Source organism: Pseudoalteromonas sp. JB197, assembly GCF_002332205.1.
GTDB lineage: Bacteria > Pseudomonadota > Gammaproteobacteria > Enterobacterales > Alteromonadaceae > Pseudoalteromonas > Pseudoalteromonas nigrifaciens.
The window spans coordinates 1-18,179 of the sequence record NZ_NRGZ01000002.1 but is presented as its reverse complement, the minus strand read 5'-3'; the positions used below and the strand labels follow the sequence as shown (position 1 = coordinate 18,179).

16 protein-coding genes and 1 pseudogene are annotated in these 18,179 nt (G+C 40.9%); 9 read left to right on the top strand and 8 right to left on the bottom strand.

Features of this window, described 5'->3' with window-relative positions:
- The first annotated feature begins 4 nt into the window (after window positions 1-4).
- From CIK86_RS15350 to CIK86_RS15335, 4 genes are all read left to right on the top strand, one after another.
- Window positions 5-487, top strand: coding sequence for a GNAT family N-acetyltransferase (locus CIK86_RS15350; protein ID WP_011329920.1), 483 nt, complete (start codon window positions 5-7; stop codon window positions 485-487).
- A gap of 151 nt (window positions 488-638) precedes the next feature.
- Window positions 639-2,003: an AlkA N-terminal domain-containing protein gene (locus CIK86_RS15345; RefSeq protein ID WP_086994531.1), complete on the top strand. Its 1,365-nt coding sequence runs from the start codon at window positions 639-641 to the stop codon at window positions 2,001-2,003.
- Entirely contained in the window at window positions 2,003-2,470 is a 468-nt protein-coding gene (locus tag CIK86_RS15340) for a methylated-DNA--[protein]-cysteine S-methyltransferase (protein WP_086994528.1), read from the top strand. Before CIK86_RS15345 ends, CIK86_RS15340 begins: the two co-directional genes overlap by 1 nt.
- A gap of 91 nt (window positions 2,471-2,561) precedes the next feature.
- Window positions 2,562-3,146: a thymidine kinase gene (locus CIK86_RS15335; RefSeq protein ID WP_011329924.1), complete on the top strand. Its 585-nt coding sequence runs from the start codon at window positions 2,562-2,564 to the stop codon at window positions 3,144-3,146.
- On the opposite strand, the gene ltaE is transcribed toward CIK86_RS15335, so the two are convergent.
- Both ltaE and rlmF read right to left on the bottom strand, forming a co-directional pair.
- The gene (ltaE, locus tag CIK86_RS15330; protein WP_086994525.1) at window positions 3,129-4,133 is read right to left on the bottom strand and encodes a low-specificity L-threonine aldolase; all 1,005 of its coding nucleotides are present in this window, start codon (window positions 4,131-4,133) and stop codon (window positions 3,129-3,131) included. The genes CIK86_RS15335 and ltaE overlap by 18 nt on opposite strands.
- Window positions 4,134-4,155: 22 nt before the next feature.
- Complete coding sequence (gene rlmF, locus CIK86_RS15325) at window positions 4,156-5,088, bottom strand: 23S rRNA (adenine(1618)-N(6))-methyltransferase RlmF (protein ID WP_041454980.1); 933 nt, start codon at window positions 5,086-5,088, stop codon at window positions 4,156-4,158.
- Window positions 5,089-5,218: 130 nt separating this feature from the next.
- Between rlmF and CIK86_RS15320 the strand changes: the two genes are divergently transcribed.
- Window positions 5,219-6,127, top strand: coding sequence for an alpha/beta fold hydrolase (locus CIK86_RS15320; RefSeq protein ID WP_011329927.1), 909 nt, complete (start codon window positions 5,219-5,221; stop codon window positions 6,125-6,127).
- Here CIK86_RS15320 and CIK86_RS15315 read toward each other — a convergent pair.
- On the bottom strand, window positions 6,096-7,538 hold the full coding sequence (locus CIK86_RS15315) for a sulfotransferase (RefSeq protein ID WP_086994523.1): 1,443 nt from the start codon (window positions 7,536-7,538) through the stop codon (window positions 6,096-6,098). The two genes, CIK86_RS15320 and CIK86_RS15315, sit on opposite strands and share 32 nt — an antisense overlap.
- A 216-nt stretch (window positions 7,539-7,754) precedes the next feature.
- Here CIK86_RS15315 and CIK86_RS15310 point away from each other — a divergent pair, with 216 nt between their 5' ends.
- A complete protein-coding gene (locus CIK86_RS15310; protein WP_096317079.1) occupies window positions 7,755-8,723 on the top strand; it encodes an IS30 family transposase in 969 nt (322 codons plus the stop codon).
- Here CIK86_RS15310 and CIK86_RS15305 read toward each other — a convergent pair.
- The 3 genes and pseudogenes from CIK86_RS15305 to CIK86_RS15290 form a co-directional block, all read right to left on the bottom strand.
- Window positions 8,678-10,886: pseudogene (locus CIK86_RS15305) on the bottom strand (TonB-dependent receptor). The gene CIK86_RS15310 and the pseudogene CIK86_RS15305 overlap by 46 nt on opposite strands.
- Window positions 10,887-11,058: 172 nt before the next feature.
- Window positions 11,059-12,300: an RNA-guided endonuclease TnpB family protein gene (locus CIK86_RS15300; protein WP_096317107.1), complete on the bottom strand. Its 1,242-nt coding sequence runs from the start codon at window positions 12,298-12,300 to the stop codon at window positions 11,059-11,061.
- A gap of 701 nt (window positions 12,301-13,001) precedes the next feature.
- Window positions 13,002-13,163 (bottom strand): oxidoreductase-like domain-containing protein, encoded by a 162-nt coding sequence (locus CIK86_RS15290; protein WP_086998010.1) that lies wholly within the window; start codon window positions 13,161-13,163, stop codon window positions 13,002-13,004.
- A gap of 103 nt (window positions 13,164-13,266) precedes the next feature.
- Here CIK86_RS15290 and CIK86_RS15285 point away from each other — a divergent pair, with 103 nt between their 5' ends.
- The gene (locus CIK86_RS15285; RefSeq protein WP_041454912.1) at window positions 13,267-13,689 is read left to right on the top strand and encodes a hypothetical protein; all 423 of its coding nucleotides are present in this window, start codon (window positions 13,267-13,269) and stop codon (window positions 13,687-13,689) included.
- Between the two features lie 83 nt (window positions 13,690-13,772).
- Window positions 13,773-15,134: a leucyl aminopeptidase family protein gene (locus CIK86_RS15280; protein ID WP_086998017.1), complete on the top strand. Its 1,362-nt coding sequence runs from the start codon at window positions 13,773-13,775 to the stop codon at window positions 15,132-15,134.
- Window positions 15,135-15,158: 24 nt separating this feature from the next.
- On the opposite strand, the gene CIK86_RS15275 is transcribed toward CIK86_RS15280, so the two are convergent.
- Together CIK86_RS15275 and CIK86_RS15270 are read right to left on the bottom strand one after the other, a co-directional pair.
- Window positions 15,159-15,545, bottom strand: coding sequence for a VOC family protein (locus CIK86_RS15275; protein ID WP_086998013.1), 387 nt, complete (start codon window positions 15,543-15,545; stop codon window positions 15,159-15,161).
- Between the two features lie 87 nt (window positions 15,546-15,632).
- Window positions 15,633-16,712 carry a ketoacyl-ACP synthase III gene (locus CIK86_RS15270; protein WP_011329933.1) on the bottom strand — a complete coding sequence of 360 codons (1,080 nt, stop codon included), beginning with the start codon at window positions 16,710-16,712 and terminating at the stop codon, window positions 15,633-15,635.
- Window positions 16,713-16,898: 186 nt separating this feature from the next.
- Between CIK86_RS15270 and CIK86_RS15265 the strand changes: the two genes are divergently transcribed.
- A complete protein-coding gene (locus CIK86_RS15265; RefSeq protein WP_254910758.1) occupies window positions 16,899-18,131 on the top strand; it encodes an amidohydrolase family protein in 1,233 nt (410 codons plus the stop codon).
- Window positions 18,132-18,179 lie beyond the last annotated feature (48 nt).

Below are 18,179 nucleotides of genomic sequence, written 5' to 3'. Positions count from 1 at the left end.
CAGTATGACAAACACAATCGACATTCGTGATGCGCAAGCAAGTGATGCAAAAACCATTTTGCACTTTATTAATGAGCTCGCTATTTATGAAAAAGAGCCACAAGCAGTTAAAACTAATGAACAAGCCATTTTAGATACCCTTTTTAGTGAAGGCGCAACAGCGCATAGCATTATATGCTTTGATGGCGACGAGCCGATTGGCTTTGCTGTTTATTTTTATAATTACTCTACCTGGCTTGGTAAAAACGGCCTCTACCTAGAGGATTTATATGTAAGCCCTGATAGCCGCGGTAAAGGGGCAGGTAAAGCAATAATGAAGCACTTAGCAAATCAAGCGCTGAATAAAAATTGTGGGCGTTTTGAATGGGTGGTATTAGATTGGAATAAACCCGCAATAGACTTTTACGATAGTATGGGCGCTAAGCCGCAAAATGAATGGATTATTTATCGCTTAACAGGGCAAGAGTTAATCGACTTTGCCAAATAAGGCAGAGTGCCTTTTAACACGTTACATAATAAACAGTAACTTAACCATATAACTCCTGCCTTTGGTTAACTTATATGGTTAAGGTCCGAAATTGGCTAGTAAAGTGTGGCGTATACTTTAAGCTTCTTATTAGTAATTAGTGTGTGCGTTTATGAATGATAAACACTGGCAAAAAGCACGGCAGAGTCGCGATCCTCGTTTTGATGGGCTTTTTTATGTGGCGGTTAAAAGTACCGGTATATATTGTCGGCCAATATGCCCAGCCCCCACGGCTAATGAAATAAACGTTACCTATTATCAGTACGCACATAATGCGGCTAAAGCGGAGTTTAGACCCTGCATGCGGTGTAGGCCCGATAGTGCACCGGGGAGCTTTGCTTGGCAAGGAGTTAAAACCACGGCACTGCGAGCAAAACAGTTAATTGATCAAGGTGCTTATTATGATTGCGAAAAACTCGCGGCAAGGTTAGGGATAAGTAGCCGTTATTTAAGGCGTTTATTTACTCAGCACTTTGGTATTTCGATCACGCAATACCGTCTTTTCAATCAGTGTCATTTTGCTAAAAAACTGATCCAAGAAACCACTCTACCGCTAACGCACATTGCTTTTGCAGCGGGATTTAATAGCATTAGACGTTTTAACGACGCATTTTTACAGCAACTAAATATTACCCCTTCAAAATTACGCAGCAGCGATAAAGCACCTAGCTCTATTGTAAACTCAACTCTCAATTTAACTCTTCCCTTTAGGCCGCCATATAATTGGCCTGCTATGCAGCAGTTTTTAGCAAAACGCTTAATTGCGCCTATGGAGTGGATAACAGCGACAAGTTATGGGCGTACATTTTCAGACGAGCACTGCAAAGGCAGTTTTAATGCCGAGTTTATAGCTCAAAAAAATCACTTTAAAGTGGCAATAACGATTAATAATACGCATTGCTTACAGCAAGTTATTACCAATATTCGCCGAGTACTTGATTTAGACGCCGATATAAATTTAATCACAATGCATATACAAGATAATATTAATAATGCATTTACGGTAAGCGAAGGGTTGCGCCTACCAGGAATTTGGTCGAGTTTTGAAGCGGGCATTCGCGCGGTACTTGGGCAGCAAGTAAGTGTTACTGCTGCGCATAATTTAGTAACTAAACTCGTTAGTGAGTTGGGGGAGCAGTGCAACGGGGCTGTTTATTTTCCAACCCCACAGCAATTGGTAAACAGTGATTTTGCGTTTTTTAAAATGCCTCAAGCGCGTAAAAATGCATTGTATAATTTGGCGCAGTTTTGCACGTTAAACCCACAATGTGACGATTTAGATTTATGGCTAAATTTAAAGGGCATAGGCCCGTGGACGGTAAACTATGCAAAGTTACGTGGCCAAAGTCAGCCCGATATTTTACTCGATGGTGATTTAGGTGTTAAAAAAGCGCAAGCCGCTGTGGCCGTGTTTAACAGCGATAACTGCGCGCCATTTCGATCATATTTAACTTTTCAACTATGGCAGCAATTATAATGATAATTCAAACCTTACTACCGAGTCCTATCGACGATATTATTATTCAAGGCAGCGAAAACGGCGTGAGCTATGTGGGTTTTTATCCTCCTAAAAATTACCCCATTACAGCGCTTAGCGAAGTGACTAATGCCGCTATTTTATGCGCCGCAGCGCAGCTTAATGAGTATTTTGCTAAGCAGCGCACTACCTTTACAGTACCTTTAGATACCCAAGGAACCGTGTTTCAACAAAGTGTATGGCAGGCATTACTTAACGTTCCCTATGGGGAGCTTAAAACGTATGGCGATATTGCTAAGGTATTAAACAACCCCAAAGCGGTGCGCGCTGTTGGCGCTGCTAATGGCAAAAACCCAATAAGTATTATTGTACCGTGCCACCGTATTATTGGCGCAAACGCAAAATTAACAGGTTATGCGGGTGGACTTGCAAGAAAACAATGGTTATTGCAGCACGAAACCGGATGATCAGTTCTTAATGCATAAAATGCATAAACCAAATTGGTATTAACGCTCGTTTGAGGTAGCATAAGCGCACTTTTTATCTGAAGGCACAGCAATGGCGCAATTATACTTTTATTATTCTGCAATGAATGCGGGTAAATCAACCACTTTATTACAATCTGCATTTAATTACCAAGAGCGTGGTATGGAGCCGGTGATCCTCACAGCTGCAATTGATGATAGAGCGGGAGTAGGCAAGGTATCTTCGCGAATTGGGCTGCAAGCCGATGCGCATATTTTTGATGAAAACAAAGATGTGTTTGCGCTTATACAGTCATTAAATCAAGATAAAAAACGCCATTGTGTACTAGTTGACGAATGCCAGTTTTTATCTAAAGAGCAAGTGATGCAGTTAACTGATGTGGTTGATGAACTGGGTATTCCGGTACTATGTTATGGCCTACGTAACGACTTTAGAGGTGAGCTATTTACCGGGTCGCAGTATTTACTTGCTTGGGCTGATAAGCTAGTAGAGCTTAAAACTGTGTGTCATTGTGGCCGCAAAGCCAACCACGTATTGCGTACCGATGAAAATGGCGATGCAATAGCCGATGGTAACCAAGTAGAAATAGGCGGCAACAACCGGTATGAATCGGTGTGCCGCAAACATTATAAAGCCGCGTTAAATATGGGCCGCTAATGCCTTTATAAAGGTGTCTATATCTGCTTTAGTTATGTCTAAGTGAGTTACTAACCTAAGTTGCTTACTTGGACTAAACAGTATTCCTTGCGCTTTTAAATTAGCTGCTAGCTGCTGTATATTTATATTAGGCTCGCAGCTGGCATAAACCATGTTGGTGGTGTTTTTCATGTTAACGTTAAAGCCATTAAGTGTACTTAATTGCTGCGCTAGGTAGCGCGCATTAGCATGATCATCGCTTAAGCGTTTTACATTATGCTCAAGTGCGTATTGCCCTGCTGCTGCTAACATTCCTGCTTGGCGCATACCGCCGCCAAGTACTTTTCGCCAGCGTCTTGCTTTGCTAATCAGCGCTTTTGAACCGAGCAATAACGAGCCAACCGGCGCACCTAACCCTTTAGATAAACAAATCGAAACAGAATCAAAGTGCTGAGTAATAGCAGTTATATCCACATTAAGATCGGCTGCTGCATTAAACGCGCGAGCACCATCTAGGTGTAGCGATAAGCTGTGTTGGTTTACAAACTTGCGCGCTGCAGCAAGATAGTCAAGTGCAAGTACTTTACCGCCTATGGTGTTTTCAAGGCTTAATAAGCGAGTGTTGGCAAAATGATTATCATCAGGCTTTATTGCCGCCGCTATTTTATTAAAGCAAAGTGTACCGTCTGCTTCGTTTTCAATTGGCTGGGGTTGTATTGAGCCTAAAACGGCTGCGCCGCCGCCTTCAAATTTATAGTTATGGGCGCTTTGACCGCAAATGTATTCGTCTCCGCGCTCACAATGTGCCATTAACGCCAATAAGTTAGCTTGAGTACCTGAGCTACAAAAAAGTGCCTCCGCAAATTCAAAGCGCTCACATGCATATGCTTCTAGTTGGTTAACACTTTCATCATCGCCATATACGTCATCGCCTACAGGGGCGTTATACATTATATCGCGCATAGCTTTAGAGGGTTTAGTTACCGTATCTGAGCGAAAATCTATCATAGGGTTAATCCTTACTATATTATTATTCGAGTTCTTCGCAAATTTGCTCACGCGTGGCTTTATCAAAATAACTCCAAGCAATAAAACGACTAACTTTTTGCCCTTGTGCCATATCAACTATTTTATATTGGGCTATAGGGTGTTGTTTTAATTCTTGCTCTAAAGCCGCAATATTATCTTTTTTCGACACCAAAGAGGTAAACCACATTACTTGCTCTGCAACGGCTGCACTTTCTTTAATCATATTAGAGATAAATTGCACTTCACCGCCTTCGCACCATAGCTCGTTATTTTGACCACCAAAGTTAAGTGTGCTGCTAGGTGCTTTGCCAAGGTTTTTCCATTTACGTTCACTACCTTTAACAGCGTCTTCGCTGCTGGCATGAAACGGCGGGTTACACAGCGTTAAGTGGTACAGATCTTTACTGTTTATAACTCCTTTGAATATATTTGCGGCATTTTTTTGCTGTTTTAAGGTTATTTTTAAATTATTAAATTGCGCAATTTGTTTTGCTACTTTAATGGCTGCAGGGTCAATATCGGTGCCAGTAAAATGCCAGTTATATTCATGCCCACCTGTGAGCGGGTAAACTAAATTAGCGCCGGTGCCAATATCTAATACTTTAACTTGACGGCCAGTGGGAATTTGCGTTTGGTTATCGTCAGCTAATAAGTCGGCCAAATAATGAATATAGTCTACTCGTCCCGGAATAGGTGGGCATAAGTTATGCTGTGGAATATCCCAAAAATCTACATTGTAATGGGCTTTTAAAAGGGCTTGATTAAGGGTTTTTACCGCTTTGTTATCGCTAAAATCAATACTTTTTGTACCTGCAGGTGTTGTAATAATAAAAGCAGAAAGTGCAGGATGCTGCTCAGTTAATAGGTCAAGATCGTAGCCATTTAAATGTTGATTACGAGGGTGTAGTTTTGCGCGTGAGGTGCTTGCTTTCATGATGATTATTTTTACAACAGGAATAAAAGTTAATTGTAACAAATACCGAGATAAAAACGTGATAATTTTCCCTATGGCTACGAGGTTGTTACTGGTAGGATGAGCTGTTAGCAATTAAAAAGGACTCACTGTGGCAATCACTCAGCAATCAGTATTTATAACATTAGCCGATCAGCAAACACTGCATTTACGTCGTATTAGTAGCGATAAGCCAAATGGCGCAGTGGCGTTTTTTATGCATGGCGCGGTAGAAAACGGTAAAATATTTTATACCCATAGCAACAAAGGCTTAGCGCCTTTTTTAGCCGAGCAAGGGTTTGTGTGTTATGTGGCTGATTTACGTGGTCGTGGTGAAAGTAAACCGGTTATAGACAAGCATGCTCGTTATGGTCAAACCGAAGCTATTTTAGAAGATATTCCTGCATTTATAGATAAAATAGAGCAGTTAGAGGGGAAAAAACCAGATTATTGGCTGGCTCACTCTTGGGGTGGAGTGTTAATGAATAGCGCATTTGCACGATTCCCAAATTATATTAACGACGTAAAAGCCTGTGCTTACTTTGGCACTAAGCGCTCGTTATTTAATAATCACCCTAAAAAGTTACTTCAAGCTAATTTCATTTGGTATTTTATGGCGCCGTTAATGGCTAAAAAGCATGGGTACTTACCGGCTAAACGCTTAAAGTGGGGCAGTGACGATGAAACACAAAAGTCGCATTGGCAAAGTATGCAGTGGGCTAAAAAAACACCTTGGATAGACAGTGACGATAACTTTGATTACGCTAAAGCCGTTGCACAATTAACCTTGCCGCCAACGCTGCATATTGCAGGCGCAAAAGATAAAGCCCTCGCACAACCAATAGATATTCAAAAGTTTATGGAAGAGTCGGGTCCTGGGGTACAAAAAATGCAAATTTATGGACGTCGTTATGGCCATAAAATAGATTACGACCATATTAATATGTTAACCCATCCGCATGCGCGTAATGAGCAGTTTAAAGATGTACTTAATTGGTTTGCGACTGCGCCAAAAGCTTAAGTAATGGCGTTTTGTAGCGTTGCCACTTATCAACATTGTGCAGATTAACCGGTTCACGTATAGCGTGTTTGCTGAGTGTGGTAACCGCGATTTTTTGTTTATAAAATGCCAAGCAATTTTCTTCAAACGAGCAACCTATAAACCTAAGTAGTGCAGTGAGTTGGCCTTTGGGGTCCGTTACTAATTGCTCATAACTTAGGTTATATATTTGCAGTGCCGGAAATGTTTGCCAATGCGCCATTAATTTTTCGTACAAGCTATGATATTGCTTAAACTCGGTTAACGAGCAAAAGTAAGGCTCGTTTTCGGCAAAATAATTACTAAATACCGAAAATGCAGTGGCATTAAAATCGCGTGTTAAATTAATAAATTTTGCATATGGAAATAGCATATAAATAAGCCCAATAGCCTGATAGTTACTCGGCAGTTTATTAATAACAAAGGGGCGAGAGGGGCTTGCTGTTTTTAATTTTGTTATATAAAGGTCGCGGGCTTTATTAATTAACTCATGTGTTAAATGATTTAAACACAGTGGGTAACCAAAACCGGTTTTTTGTTCTAAAAACACCATCACATCACTACTTATACTCATACTTTCACCCATGCTTGAACATTGGCTATGGTTTACCAGCATCTGTTCAAGTAGAGTTGAGCCGCTGCGTGGCATGCCAATGATGAATAGAGGAGTAATGCCACCTTTCACACTTTTATTTGCTGAACTTAAAAGAGCAGCTGTATTGTACTTTATTATGTCGTCGTAAAAAGTAGTAAGATCTTGGGTATCAAATTCGCTTAGTTTTCGTTGTAATTTGTTAGCTAACACAAAGTAGTTAAATGCCTGCTCTGTATCCTCTAGTTTGTCGTAACTTTTTGCCAAAGCGTAATAGCACACCATTTTAAGGCGTAAATTATTAGTTTGCGTTAGCAAGTGATGCAAGTTACTGAGGTAGTTATGTTCTTTGTCAAAACGCCCCAATTGTACCAATTCTAATAAAATATACGCTGTAACGGGGTAAACGCCTAAGCTCAGTGCATGCGAAAAAGTAGTATGGGCTTTATCTAGCTCACCAGACGTTAAATAGTGCTGGGCTAAATAGTAATGTGGGTCGGGGTTATTACTGGCTAAGTTTTTTGCGTACTCAAGCACTTTTAGCGCATCATTTGGTGAATTTACATTATTAAATGCATCAGCCAGTGCGTGTAGAGGTTCAAGCATATAAGGCAGGCGTTCACAGGCTTTTTGTAATAAATATACAGCATCATCATTACGCTCTAAGCGCAGTGCAATTCGGCCTAAACCAAACAGGGCTTCGCCGTTATCAGCATCGGCTTTAAGTATTGTTTTGTAGTAAAACTCAGCATCTTTAAGTTTGTTTTCTGCCAGTAACTGATTCGCTTTTTTAAGTAGCATTGTAACTTTAACATTCCTGTTGATTCTGTCTTGACTATCTATACAGCGAAAAAGGCGAAATGTCTTTCACATTTCGCCTTTACCTTATGACCAATAAGGATTAAAAAGTATAAGTTGCTTTAACGTAACCTAAATTCGGATAATAAGTGCAATTTCTCAGATTAGATGGCCAGCTGTTATAATTCGGCCATTTTCTCGCCAAAGGAAATTGCTTTAATGAAATATAAACAGCTGACACAAGAAGAAAGATACCAGATTTACGCGTTAATAAAAGCAGGAAATAACCAAAAGCAGATAGCTGAAGAACTAACTCGTTCACCGTCATCTATTTCTAGAGAGCTAAAACGCAATAAAGGACTTAAAGGCTATCGGCCTAACCAAGCCAATAACTTTGCTGAACAAAGACGTAAGTCATCTTTCAAAGCAAGTAAGTTAACAGAGGACGTCACTCACTGGATTAATAAATTGTTGCATGACGGACTTTCCCCTGAGCAAGTGGCAGGCCGCTTAGCTTTAGAGAAACAGGTCGTTTTACATCATGAAACAATTTATCAATATATTTACAGAGACAAGGCTCGTGGTGGCAAGCTACATAAGACACTCACTCGTGCATGTAAAAAGTATAAAAAACGCTATGGAAGCTATGATAAACGTGGACAGATAGTTAATCGAGTCAGCATTGATGAACGCCCAAGTATTGTGGATTCAAAGTCTAGGATTGGTGATTGGGAGGGCGATACAGTGATAGGTAAAGGGCGTAAAAATGCGCTTGTCACAATGGTTGAACGTAAAACGTTATATACAGTCGTTCACAGAATTGAAAGCAAGCATGCGAAAATAACAGCCGATGCGCTGATCAAGTGTATGACACCATATAAAGATAGGGTTATTACCGTGACGTTAGATAATGGAAAAGAGTTTGCTCACCATGAGCATGTTGCACAAGCATTAGAAGCTGATGTGTATTTCGCTCATCCCTATTCATCATGGGAGCGGGGCATAAATGAGAATACCAACGGCTTACTTAGACGCTTCTTCCCCAAGGGAACTGACTTTATGGCGCTAAGTGAAGCAGAGATACAGGCGGCAGTTGATAAGCTCAACCATCGGCCAAGAAAAACAAGAGGGTATAAAACCCCTCATGAATTATTTACGGGGCAATCAGAAATACTGGTGGCTGCATAATGATTGCACTTAATACTTGAATTCGAGTAATAATAACCACCGTTAATACCAAATGGTGATGTTTCGTAGTATTGACCACCCCAATTATTATTAGGGATAAAGTCGCTAGCGCCACTAAAATCAAGTTTTTCAGCTTCTTGGTCAAGTAAGTTTTGTGCACCTACAGAAAAGCTCATTGATTCGTTTAAAAAAGAAGTAATTTCAGCATCTAAGGTAACCGCAGCATCTGCCATTTTAGCTGTTTCGTCATAATCTACATGCACACCTTGGTATTCACCAAAGTAGTTTACGCGGGTAAACGCAGAGAAGCTTTCCCATTGTTGTGCCCAGCTTAGAGTTGCACGATGATTAGGTAAGTCATTCTCAAGACGGCTTACTTTAAACGGCCCTGTAATAATGGTTGAGCGGGTAACTTCGGTTTCATTCCAGTTGTACGCTAAGCTAAATGTTGAGCTGCCATTAAGTAACTCAGTTGAGTAGTTAGCCACTAAATCAACACCTTGTGTAGTGGTGTCAAAGTCATTAGTAAAAAAGCTTACCTGTGCTAGGTTTTGTACGTTAGGAATGCCCGAGGCAGTAAGTTTGTCTTTGTCTGCTTGGCTAAGTTCAATTTTATCAGATTGACTAATGCGCTCATCAACTTTAATATTGTAATAATCTACCGTTAAAAATAAATCGCCTAGCGTGTACACAGCGCCAAAAGTATAGCTTTGTGATTCTTCAGGCTCTAATTCTTGCCCGCCAAGTTGTATCGCAATTGGGTTAGTAGGTGGTAATAATGCTGAATCTACTAATACACCGCTGCTAAGGTTTGTTTGTACGTTACTCACATTAGCTTGGCCAACCGTTGGCGCTCTAAAACCTGTGCTGATTGAACCACGAATATTTAAATCTTCAGTTAAGTGATACTGAGCCATTAATTTGTAGTTAGTTGTCGTGCCAAAGGTATCGTAATCTTCAAAACGAACGGCTAGACCCATTAAAAACTCTTCAGTAAAGGGCGCTTCTATATCAACATAAGCGGCGTAGTTACGACGGCTATATTCACCGGCATCAGAGGGTTTAAACCCCGGGAAGCCATTTGAACCAATACCAAAGCCTTGATCGGTAAGTGGCCCTGCAATAAACGAGGCTTCATCGCCAGAGATCACAGTAAAGGTTTCTTCATGCCATTCTAGGCCTGATGCTATGTTTACATCGTATGCTAGGCCAAAATCAAAACCTTTGGATAGATCAAAGTTAAAGTTTTTCTCTAATTGTTCGTATTTACCTGGGCTAAAGTCACGTGGGCTTTCTGGGCCTAAAGACGCATTGATCGTGTCGTAAATAAAGTAGCGAGATTCATTATAACCAACCGTGCCGCTTAAGTCGTAATATACATCCTTTAAAAAGCCATCAGTAAACTGACCTTTAGTACCAATAGTGAGTGACGCATCGGTAATATTACCGCCAAAGTTTGGTGTAAAACCACCCGGCAGCATTTCATTAAATGCAAAACAATCTGGGTTATTTGCCACCCCATTAATATAATCTGGATTATCAAGCACGTTATCATCAATGGCAATAGTTGGGCAGTTGCCACTCATATCACCGGTTAAATCGCCAACGAGTAAAGTATCGCCGCCATCGTTTGAATAAGCACCCGGGCGAGTGTGAGGGTTACGGTAATAAAAACCACCTCTTACATCGCGCTCAGAGTAGTTACCAAACATGTAAAACTCTGAGTTATTGGTTAGCTCTAAACCTACATTACCAAAAATTGAAATGTCGTCGTTAACCTCAGGTGCGCCCCATACTTGAGTAATAGGTGCTATGTCGGGCACGCCGGCATCATTAAGTGCTTTAGCATCAAAGCGTTGTACTGAGCGGCTGGTTGCATCTGCGGTTTTATATTGAAAGCTTAAATTTGCAAAGCCATTGTCGGTAAATGGAAGACCAATATTGCCCGAAACTTGAGTGGTGTCGCCATCACCTTCGTAATACTCGCCCTTACGCACTTCAAGAGAGCCACCTTCAGAGGCATCTTTTAATACAAAGTTTATTAACTTTGGTTGTTGTTTGCGCGTCGGCTGCAATAGCAGAGCCAGATATAAATAATCCGGCTGTAGTGGTGGCTAAGGCAAATTTAACTGCCTAGTTTAGCACATTGCTTTTTAATTTCATTCTAAATATCCCCAGTTAGAATAGTTTTGTTAATCATGTTTGTGTAACACGAGTTATTTTTGTAGCGGACTAGTCACATTTCATGGGGAGTAAGGTAATACTTGCTGACTCCTTAAAGCTTAGTGAACTACCCACCGACGCCACTCCGTGTCGATCAATGGGCTTCTACAGTCTAGCTTATGAATGCTAGGCTGCTTCTTTTTTTCTCAGATCCAACAGCAAACTTCGATAGCTCGAAGACTTTCATTTTATTAGCTGCTTTCCGCTGAGAAGTGGGATTAACCCTTGCGACGATTCCAGCCGCTATTAAGTCTAACTCACCTGTGTTCGCTATGCTTTTAGCCGCTGAAAGGTCCCGATTTTGATGCACTCCGCAAGCCACACAAATGAAATGTCTATCGTTCAATGTTAAAACATGGTGCTGGCCGCATTCTGCGCAAATCCCAGTCGATTTTTCAAATCGACCAATTTCATGATAGAGCTTGCCTTCAAGCTCAGCCTTGTATTTTGAAAGCTGAGTTATCAGAGCCATCACATTGTCAGCTACCATACTGCCATTGAATTTTTGCATCGCTTTTACGTTTAAATCTTCAAACACTAAAATGTCATTTTCATTGGTTATCTGTCGTGAGATTTGGTGTGCAAAGTCGAGCCTTTGCCTTGAGATCTTACCGTGTAATTTATTGATGCGTTGTCTTGTTTTGTGCCAGCGATTTGAGCCTTTATTTCGGCGGGCAAGCTGACGTTGCAATTGATTTAATTTGGCTTTTGATTGCTTTAAAAACTTTGGATTGTCGGCCACGTAGCCGTTCGAGCCAACTACCGTTTGCTTTGAGTTAATGTCAAAACCTGTGATTGTTTTTAAAACTTGTTTAGCTGTTTTGCACTCCACTTCTTGAGTAATACTGCATTCCCATTTACCGTGGCGAAACTGAACAGTTACCGTTTTGATTTTGCTAGCCAGTTCGCGATGTAAAATGATAGGCACTTTACCAACTTTTGGAATACTGATAGTGCCATCTTCAATACGGATGCAATTAGAATTGTTTACCGCTCGAAATGAATCGTTGTGAAGTTTTTTCTTTTTGTATGAGATTTTATGCTTTGGAAAGCGCTGCAAACGGCCTTTCGAGATTGCGTTCTTTAACGCTGTTTCTAAGTCGCGAGCAACTTGCTGAGCTGCTGCCGAGTCAAAAGACTTAATCCACGTAAACTCTTCAAAAGGCTTTATTTCCTTAAGAAGCGAGGCCATATCATTGTAGAACAAGAATGTTTTATCGAACTCATATCGACGCATATTTTCAGACAGTAATAAGTTCCAAATACCACGCGCAGTCGCGCCAAACTCTATGAGTTTAGCTTCTTGTTCTGGTGTAGGATTCAGTCTGTAATTGTATCTAAGCGTCTTTTTCATACACTGTATAGACTACTGTGTATGAAAGGGTTGTCAAGATAGAATATGAAACTAAATCACACTGCAAATATCTAATAGCGTTACATTTAATCTTAGTTGTGAAATATAGAAGGCAATTGCTACAAGGTAACTTAGGTGAATTTGTAAAACAAAAATTTCTGAAATTGCAGAGCGCTCAGAATTTAATATTGAAGAGATCGAGGTAGACAAAGATCATATACACATATTGCTTACGATTTCCCCGACCATTTGTGTTGCGAGTTATGTTCGTAGAATTAAACAATCAACGACACAAAGCCTATGGTCGAGATTTAAGTGGTTGAAAAAGCAATTCTGGATTGAGAAAATCTTTTGGTCTGACGGGTATTTTGTTTGCTCAGTTGGAAATGCTTCTGCTGATACAATTCGAAAATACATTCAAAATCAGGGCTAGTTATTCCGATTCATCCCATCGACGCCGCTTCGCGTCGATCAATGGGTTTTCTCGGAAGGATTCGATAAATTAAGCCCACTTCCTGTGAGTCCAGCTTATAGACTATAGAGAAAAAACAAGTAGAGAAATTAATAATTAACTATTATTTAACAATGAGGGTGTTTTGTATGAAATTGCAATAATACAGTGTGTGCTGCTTGTAATGCGCAGTTTGATTAAGGAAACGGTTAAATTAAGGGGAGTTTGAATGAGGGTTTAAGTGTTTTTGTTACTTTATTGTTATTGCGTGTTGCTCATTTTCACGCTTCCAAATAGCGAGCTGCTTTTTATATTCATCCCATACGCATGGGCAACAACTTCCACCACCACAGCACTCGTCCGGCTTAGGTTTTTCTGGTTTTGCGACTGCAGGTAGTATATTTAATTGCATATTAAGATTTTTTAAATACTAAAAAGGCTGTAAATAATAAAGTATTGACCTTGGCATGTAAATTATTCTTTGTGAACTTGAATCCCTGTGTGAGAATACGCCAATGCGATTATATAAAGTCATACACCGCGCACCATGGCGGGTTGTTAAAATTAGTTCCAAGCGCCAGCAATTGCGTTTTCGTCGTGCTATGGTTGCGCTTAAAATTGCGCTTGCGCAAGAAAGACAAGAAACAAAAGAAATGCTTTCAATTTATAAACGCTACACACAAGGGCAAACAAATAAAGCCGAATTAAAGCGTGCAAACGAGCAATTTGTAGATATTTTAAAGGGTTTGGGTTTAGGGGTATTTGCCATATTACCGTTTGCGCCTTTAACTATTCCCTTAGTGGTTAAACTGGGCCGCTTAGTTGGCGTTGATGTTTTGCCTAGCTCCTTCAATATGAATCGTTCAGTTAAAGAGCTTGATCGTGAAATAGCTCAAGAAAATCAAAAACAAGACCCACAAAACTCATTAAAAAAGTAATCTATAATTGGCAAAATTAGCGATACCTTTTGCGTCTCCTTATTGTTATGCTTAGTGACCATTTATATTTTGTGAGTCATTTAATGAGTGCATTACTTCGTCATACTTCTTCTGGAATTCCTTTATCTTTTATCCTTAAAAACGAATTAACCGATTGGCTTACGCAGCAACCTACATTTGTACAAAACTGGTTAGCAAATAGTGGTTTTGAAAAGCATGGGCTAGCATTAGTACCAAACCCTGAAACGGGTGAGCTTAACCATGTTTATTGCATAATACGCAGCAGTGATGACTTTTGGGCTGCAGGCGACTTAGCCACCAAGTTACCGGTAGGTTGTTATCAAATTCAAGGTGAAAAACACCTAATAGAGCAGCTTGCTTTAGGTTTTGTATTGGGTGGTTATGAATTTAGTGAGTACAAAGAAAAAGTTACCGCAAAAGCGCAGTTAGGTATTGCTGACAAAACACTTTACGAGCAAATAAAACAACAAGCCGACGCAATTGGTTTAGCCCGCGATTTAGTTAATACCCCGGCTGCCGATATGATGCCGCAACATTTAGCACAAGTCATGAGTGATTTAGCCGACACCTTTGATGGAGGCTTTACTCAGTGGATTGGAGATGAGCTGTTAGAGCAAAACTACCCAACAATTCATATGGTTGGTCGTGCGAGTGAAAATAAGCCGCGTTTACTCGACTTAAAATGGGGCGCAAAAGACGCACCATTAATTACTTTGGTTGGTAAAGGTGTATGTTTTGACTCAGGCGGGCTTGACTTAAAACCGAGTGCCGGTATGCGTAACATGAAAAAAGACATGGGCGGCGCAGCGCATGTTATTGCGCTTGCTCAGCTTATAATGGCTGCTAATTTACCAATTAGATTACGCGTGTTAGTACCTGCGGTTGAAAACGCGGTTTCGCGTAACGCATTTCGCCCTGGCGATGTAGTAAAAACCCGTAAAGGCATTATGGTTGAAATTGACAATACCGATGCCGAAGGACGTTTAGTATTATGTGACGCGCTTAGCGAAGCCCAAAACGACGAGCCTGAGCTTATCATTGACTTTGCTACCTTAACAGGTGCGTGTCGAGTTGCTTTGGGCACTGAACTACCAGGGTTTTTCTGTACTGAGCGTACTATTGCTAATAGTATTATGGACGCAGGGTTGAGTGTAAGCGATCCGGTATGGCAACTGCCGTTATTTGATCAATATAAGTCATTTTTAAACAGTGATGTTGCCGATATGGCAAACTGTGCAAGCACCCCATTTGGCGGTGCAATTACCGCTGCACTGTATTTAAAAGAATTTATTGAGCCAACTACGCCTTGGGTACATTTTGATGTAATGGCATGGAACTTACGTGCTCTACCAGGTCGCCCAGTAGGCGGAGAAGCGTTAGGTATTCGTGCTGTATTTAATTACCTGCAAAACCGTTTTAACTAATAATCGAGTATTTAGTATGAGGTGTTAAACCTCATACAACTCAAGCGGTAAATTATCTGGATCGGCAAAAAAAGTAAACTTTTTGCCGGTTATTTCATCTTCTCTTATGTCCTCTACACTAACCCCTTGCGACTCTAAATACACTTTAGCCACGTGCACATCACTTACTTTAAATGCCAAATGCCTTAACCCTTGTGCTTCAGGGTAACTTGGGCGCTCTGGTGCGCCAGCAAACGAAAATAACTCAATTTGACTGCCATCAGGTAAAGCTAAATCTAACTTATAAGAATTTCGTGCTTCCCTAAAGTGCTCATTAATAATTTTAAGCTTTAATATTTTGTTATAAAAATGCTTAGCGCGAGGGTAGTCGCTGCAAATAATAGCGGCATGATGAATGCCAAGTAGTTTCATAACGCGCTCTCTAAATTGTGTAATTAAATACAAACACTAAAAACAAAAAACGCACAATTAAGTGCGTTTCAATAAGTAGCTGCCTATTTAGGTTGGCTCTGCTTCTTTACATGCTTTTACCGCTGGAGCAACTAACTCTAAGCCGGTTTTATCGCAAGGAGGAAGTTGTGCATCACTTACACTAATAGGTGTTACACGCTCGCCCCATTTAATATAACTAGCAGCCCACGTAAGGCCAGCGCCAAAGGCTGCCGACATAATATTTGAGTGTGGTTTAATTAAACCTTGCTCCACCGCCTCGCAAAGTGCAATGGCAATTGTCGCTGCCGATGTATTACCGTACTGGCCAATATTAACCATTACTTTTTCATCGGGCACTTTTAAACGGTGCTGAATGGCCTGAATAATACGTAAGTTAGCTTGATGCGGCACTAATACGTTTATATCGTCTAGGCTTAAATTTGCTTGGGCTAGTACGTCGTCGCATGCTTCACTCATGCCTTTTACAGCGCGCTTAAATATTTCACGGCCTTCGAATAGTAAATTAGATGGGCCAATCGGCTCATATTTATTTAAGTCACTACCAAAGTTTTCGATATGTAAAATATCACGATCTGTACTGTCACAACCGGTTTTAGTCGCAAGTAAACCTGCAGGTGTATCGGCAGCTTCGAGTACTACGGCACCCGCGCCATCGCCAAATAATACCGCACTGTCACGGCGCGACCAGTTTACATACCAAGTCATGCGCTCTGCAGCAATAACCACAGCCTTTTTAATCATACCGGCTTGTATTTGCGCTGTTGCTGCTTGTAGAGCATATAAAAACCCTGAACAAGCTGCGTTAGTGTCCATAGCGGCAGCGCCCACAGCGCCAATATTCTTTTGCACTAACGACGCAGTATTTGCCACCATAGTTGATGGCGTACAGGTGGCTAAAATAACTAAATCAATATCTTTAGCGTCAATACCGGCACAAGCAATCGCATGCTTAGCCGCAACAGTAGCAAGCTCTGCAGTACTTACATGGCTAACTCTGCGAGATTTAATACCTGTTCGTGATGTTATCCACTCGTCTGTGGTATCCACTATTTTGCTAATTTCGTCGTTACTAATGCTTGCTGGTGGAATGCATTTACCCCAACCAGTGATGTGTGCGTAAGGCATAGTGTGTTCTCTTAAAAAGTGGTCTGACATGTATTACTAATGAATAAGTTATACCAAAAAATGGCTTTTAACACTAGTAAATACCCAAGGAGATAAAAAATGATAGCTTATTAAAAGGGTTTTTGTAGCGTAAATGTAGCAATTTATAGTTAATTGGGTTAAAGGTAGAGCTTAAAAGGAGCAAGTATGAAAACTACACTAATAACTACATTTACTGCAATCACTTTAGCGTTAACAACAAATATGGCATTAGCACAACAATATAAAATTATTTATGCGGGCAGTGTGATGCTAGGTACAGAGCAAACGGTTAAAACTGAGCAAACACTGGTAATAGCCGATGATAAAATTTCAGCAATTAAAAGCGGCTATGTAAGTAAAGATGCACTGAGTTTGCCCGGCGCGCAAGTAATAGACCTTAAAAATCACTTTGTAATGCCTGGGCTAATAGACATGCACGTGCATGTTACTTTTGAGCGCGATGCCAATGTTAGCAGGCATCGCTGGACTACCGAATACGAAGCAGATAACGCGCTGCGTTCAATTAAATATTTACAGCGTACTTTAAATGCAGGCTTTACCTCAGTGCGAGACTTAGGCAGTAACTATCAGGTTATTTTTCCGCTAAAGCGCGCCATTGAGCGTAATGATATTAATGGTCCGCGCATTTTTGCCGCAGGCAATACAGTATCGCCCACTGGTGGGCACGCCGATTTACATGGCTATCGTAAAGATATAAGTGACGGTGTTGGTGCATCATTAGGTATTTGTAACGGCGCAGACGATTGCCGCAGAGCCACGCGCGAAGTGATTAAAAGTGGTGCCGATGTTATAAAAATTACCGCCACCGGTGGCGTATTAAGTAATACCGCCGCAGGCGTTAATCAACAATTAAGCGACGCAGAGCTTAGTGCAATTGTAGATACCGCGCATCATTTAGGGCGTAAAGTAGCCGCTCATGCACATGGCACGCAAGGCATAAAAGCCGCGCTTAAAGCGGGTGTAAACTCAATAGAGCATGGCTCGTATTTAGATAAAGAGGCTATAGCACTGTTTAAAAAAACCGGAGCTTACTTAGTACCTACTTTGCTGGCTGGTGCCACAGTGAGCGAAGAAGCAATTAGTAATCCAAACATGCCAATAGCTATTGCAGATAAAGTGCGCGAAGTAACACCTAAAATGCAGGCATCGTTTAAATTAGCGCTAAAAAATGAGGTAAATATTGCCTTTGGCACTGACTCAGGCGTATCGCGCCATGGCCTTAATGCTAACGAGTTTAGCTTACTGGTAAGTAATGGTATGAGTGAAGCACAGGCAATTAAATCGGCAACCGTGAGTGCAGCTAAACTGCTTGGCCAAGATACCCAATTAGGCGATTTGAGTGTGGGTAAACAAGCCGATATTATTAGGGGCTGTTGATCTTTGTAGTACATATATCAATCAGCCCACATTGGTAGCCACATCATA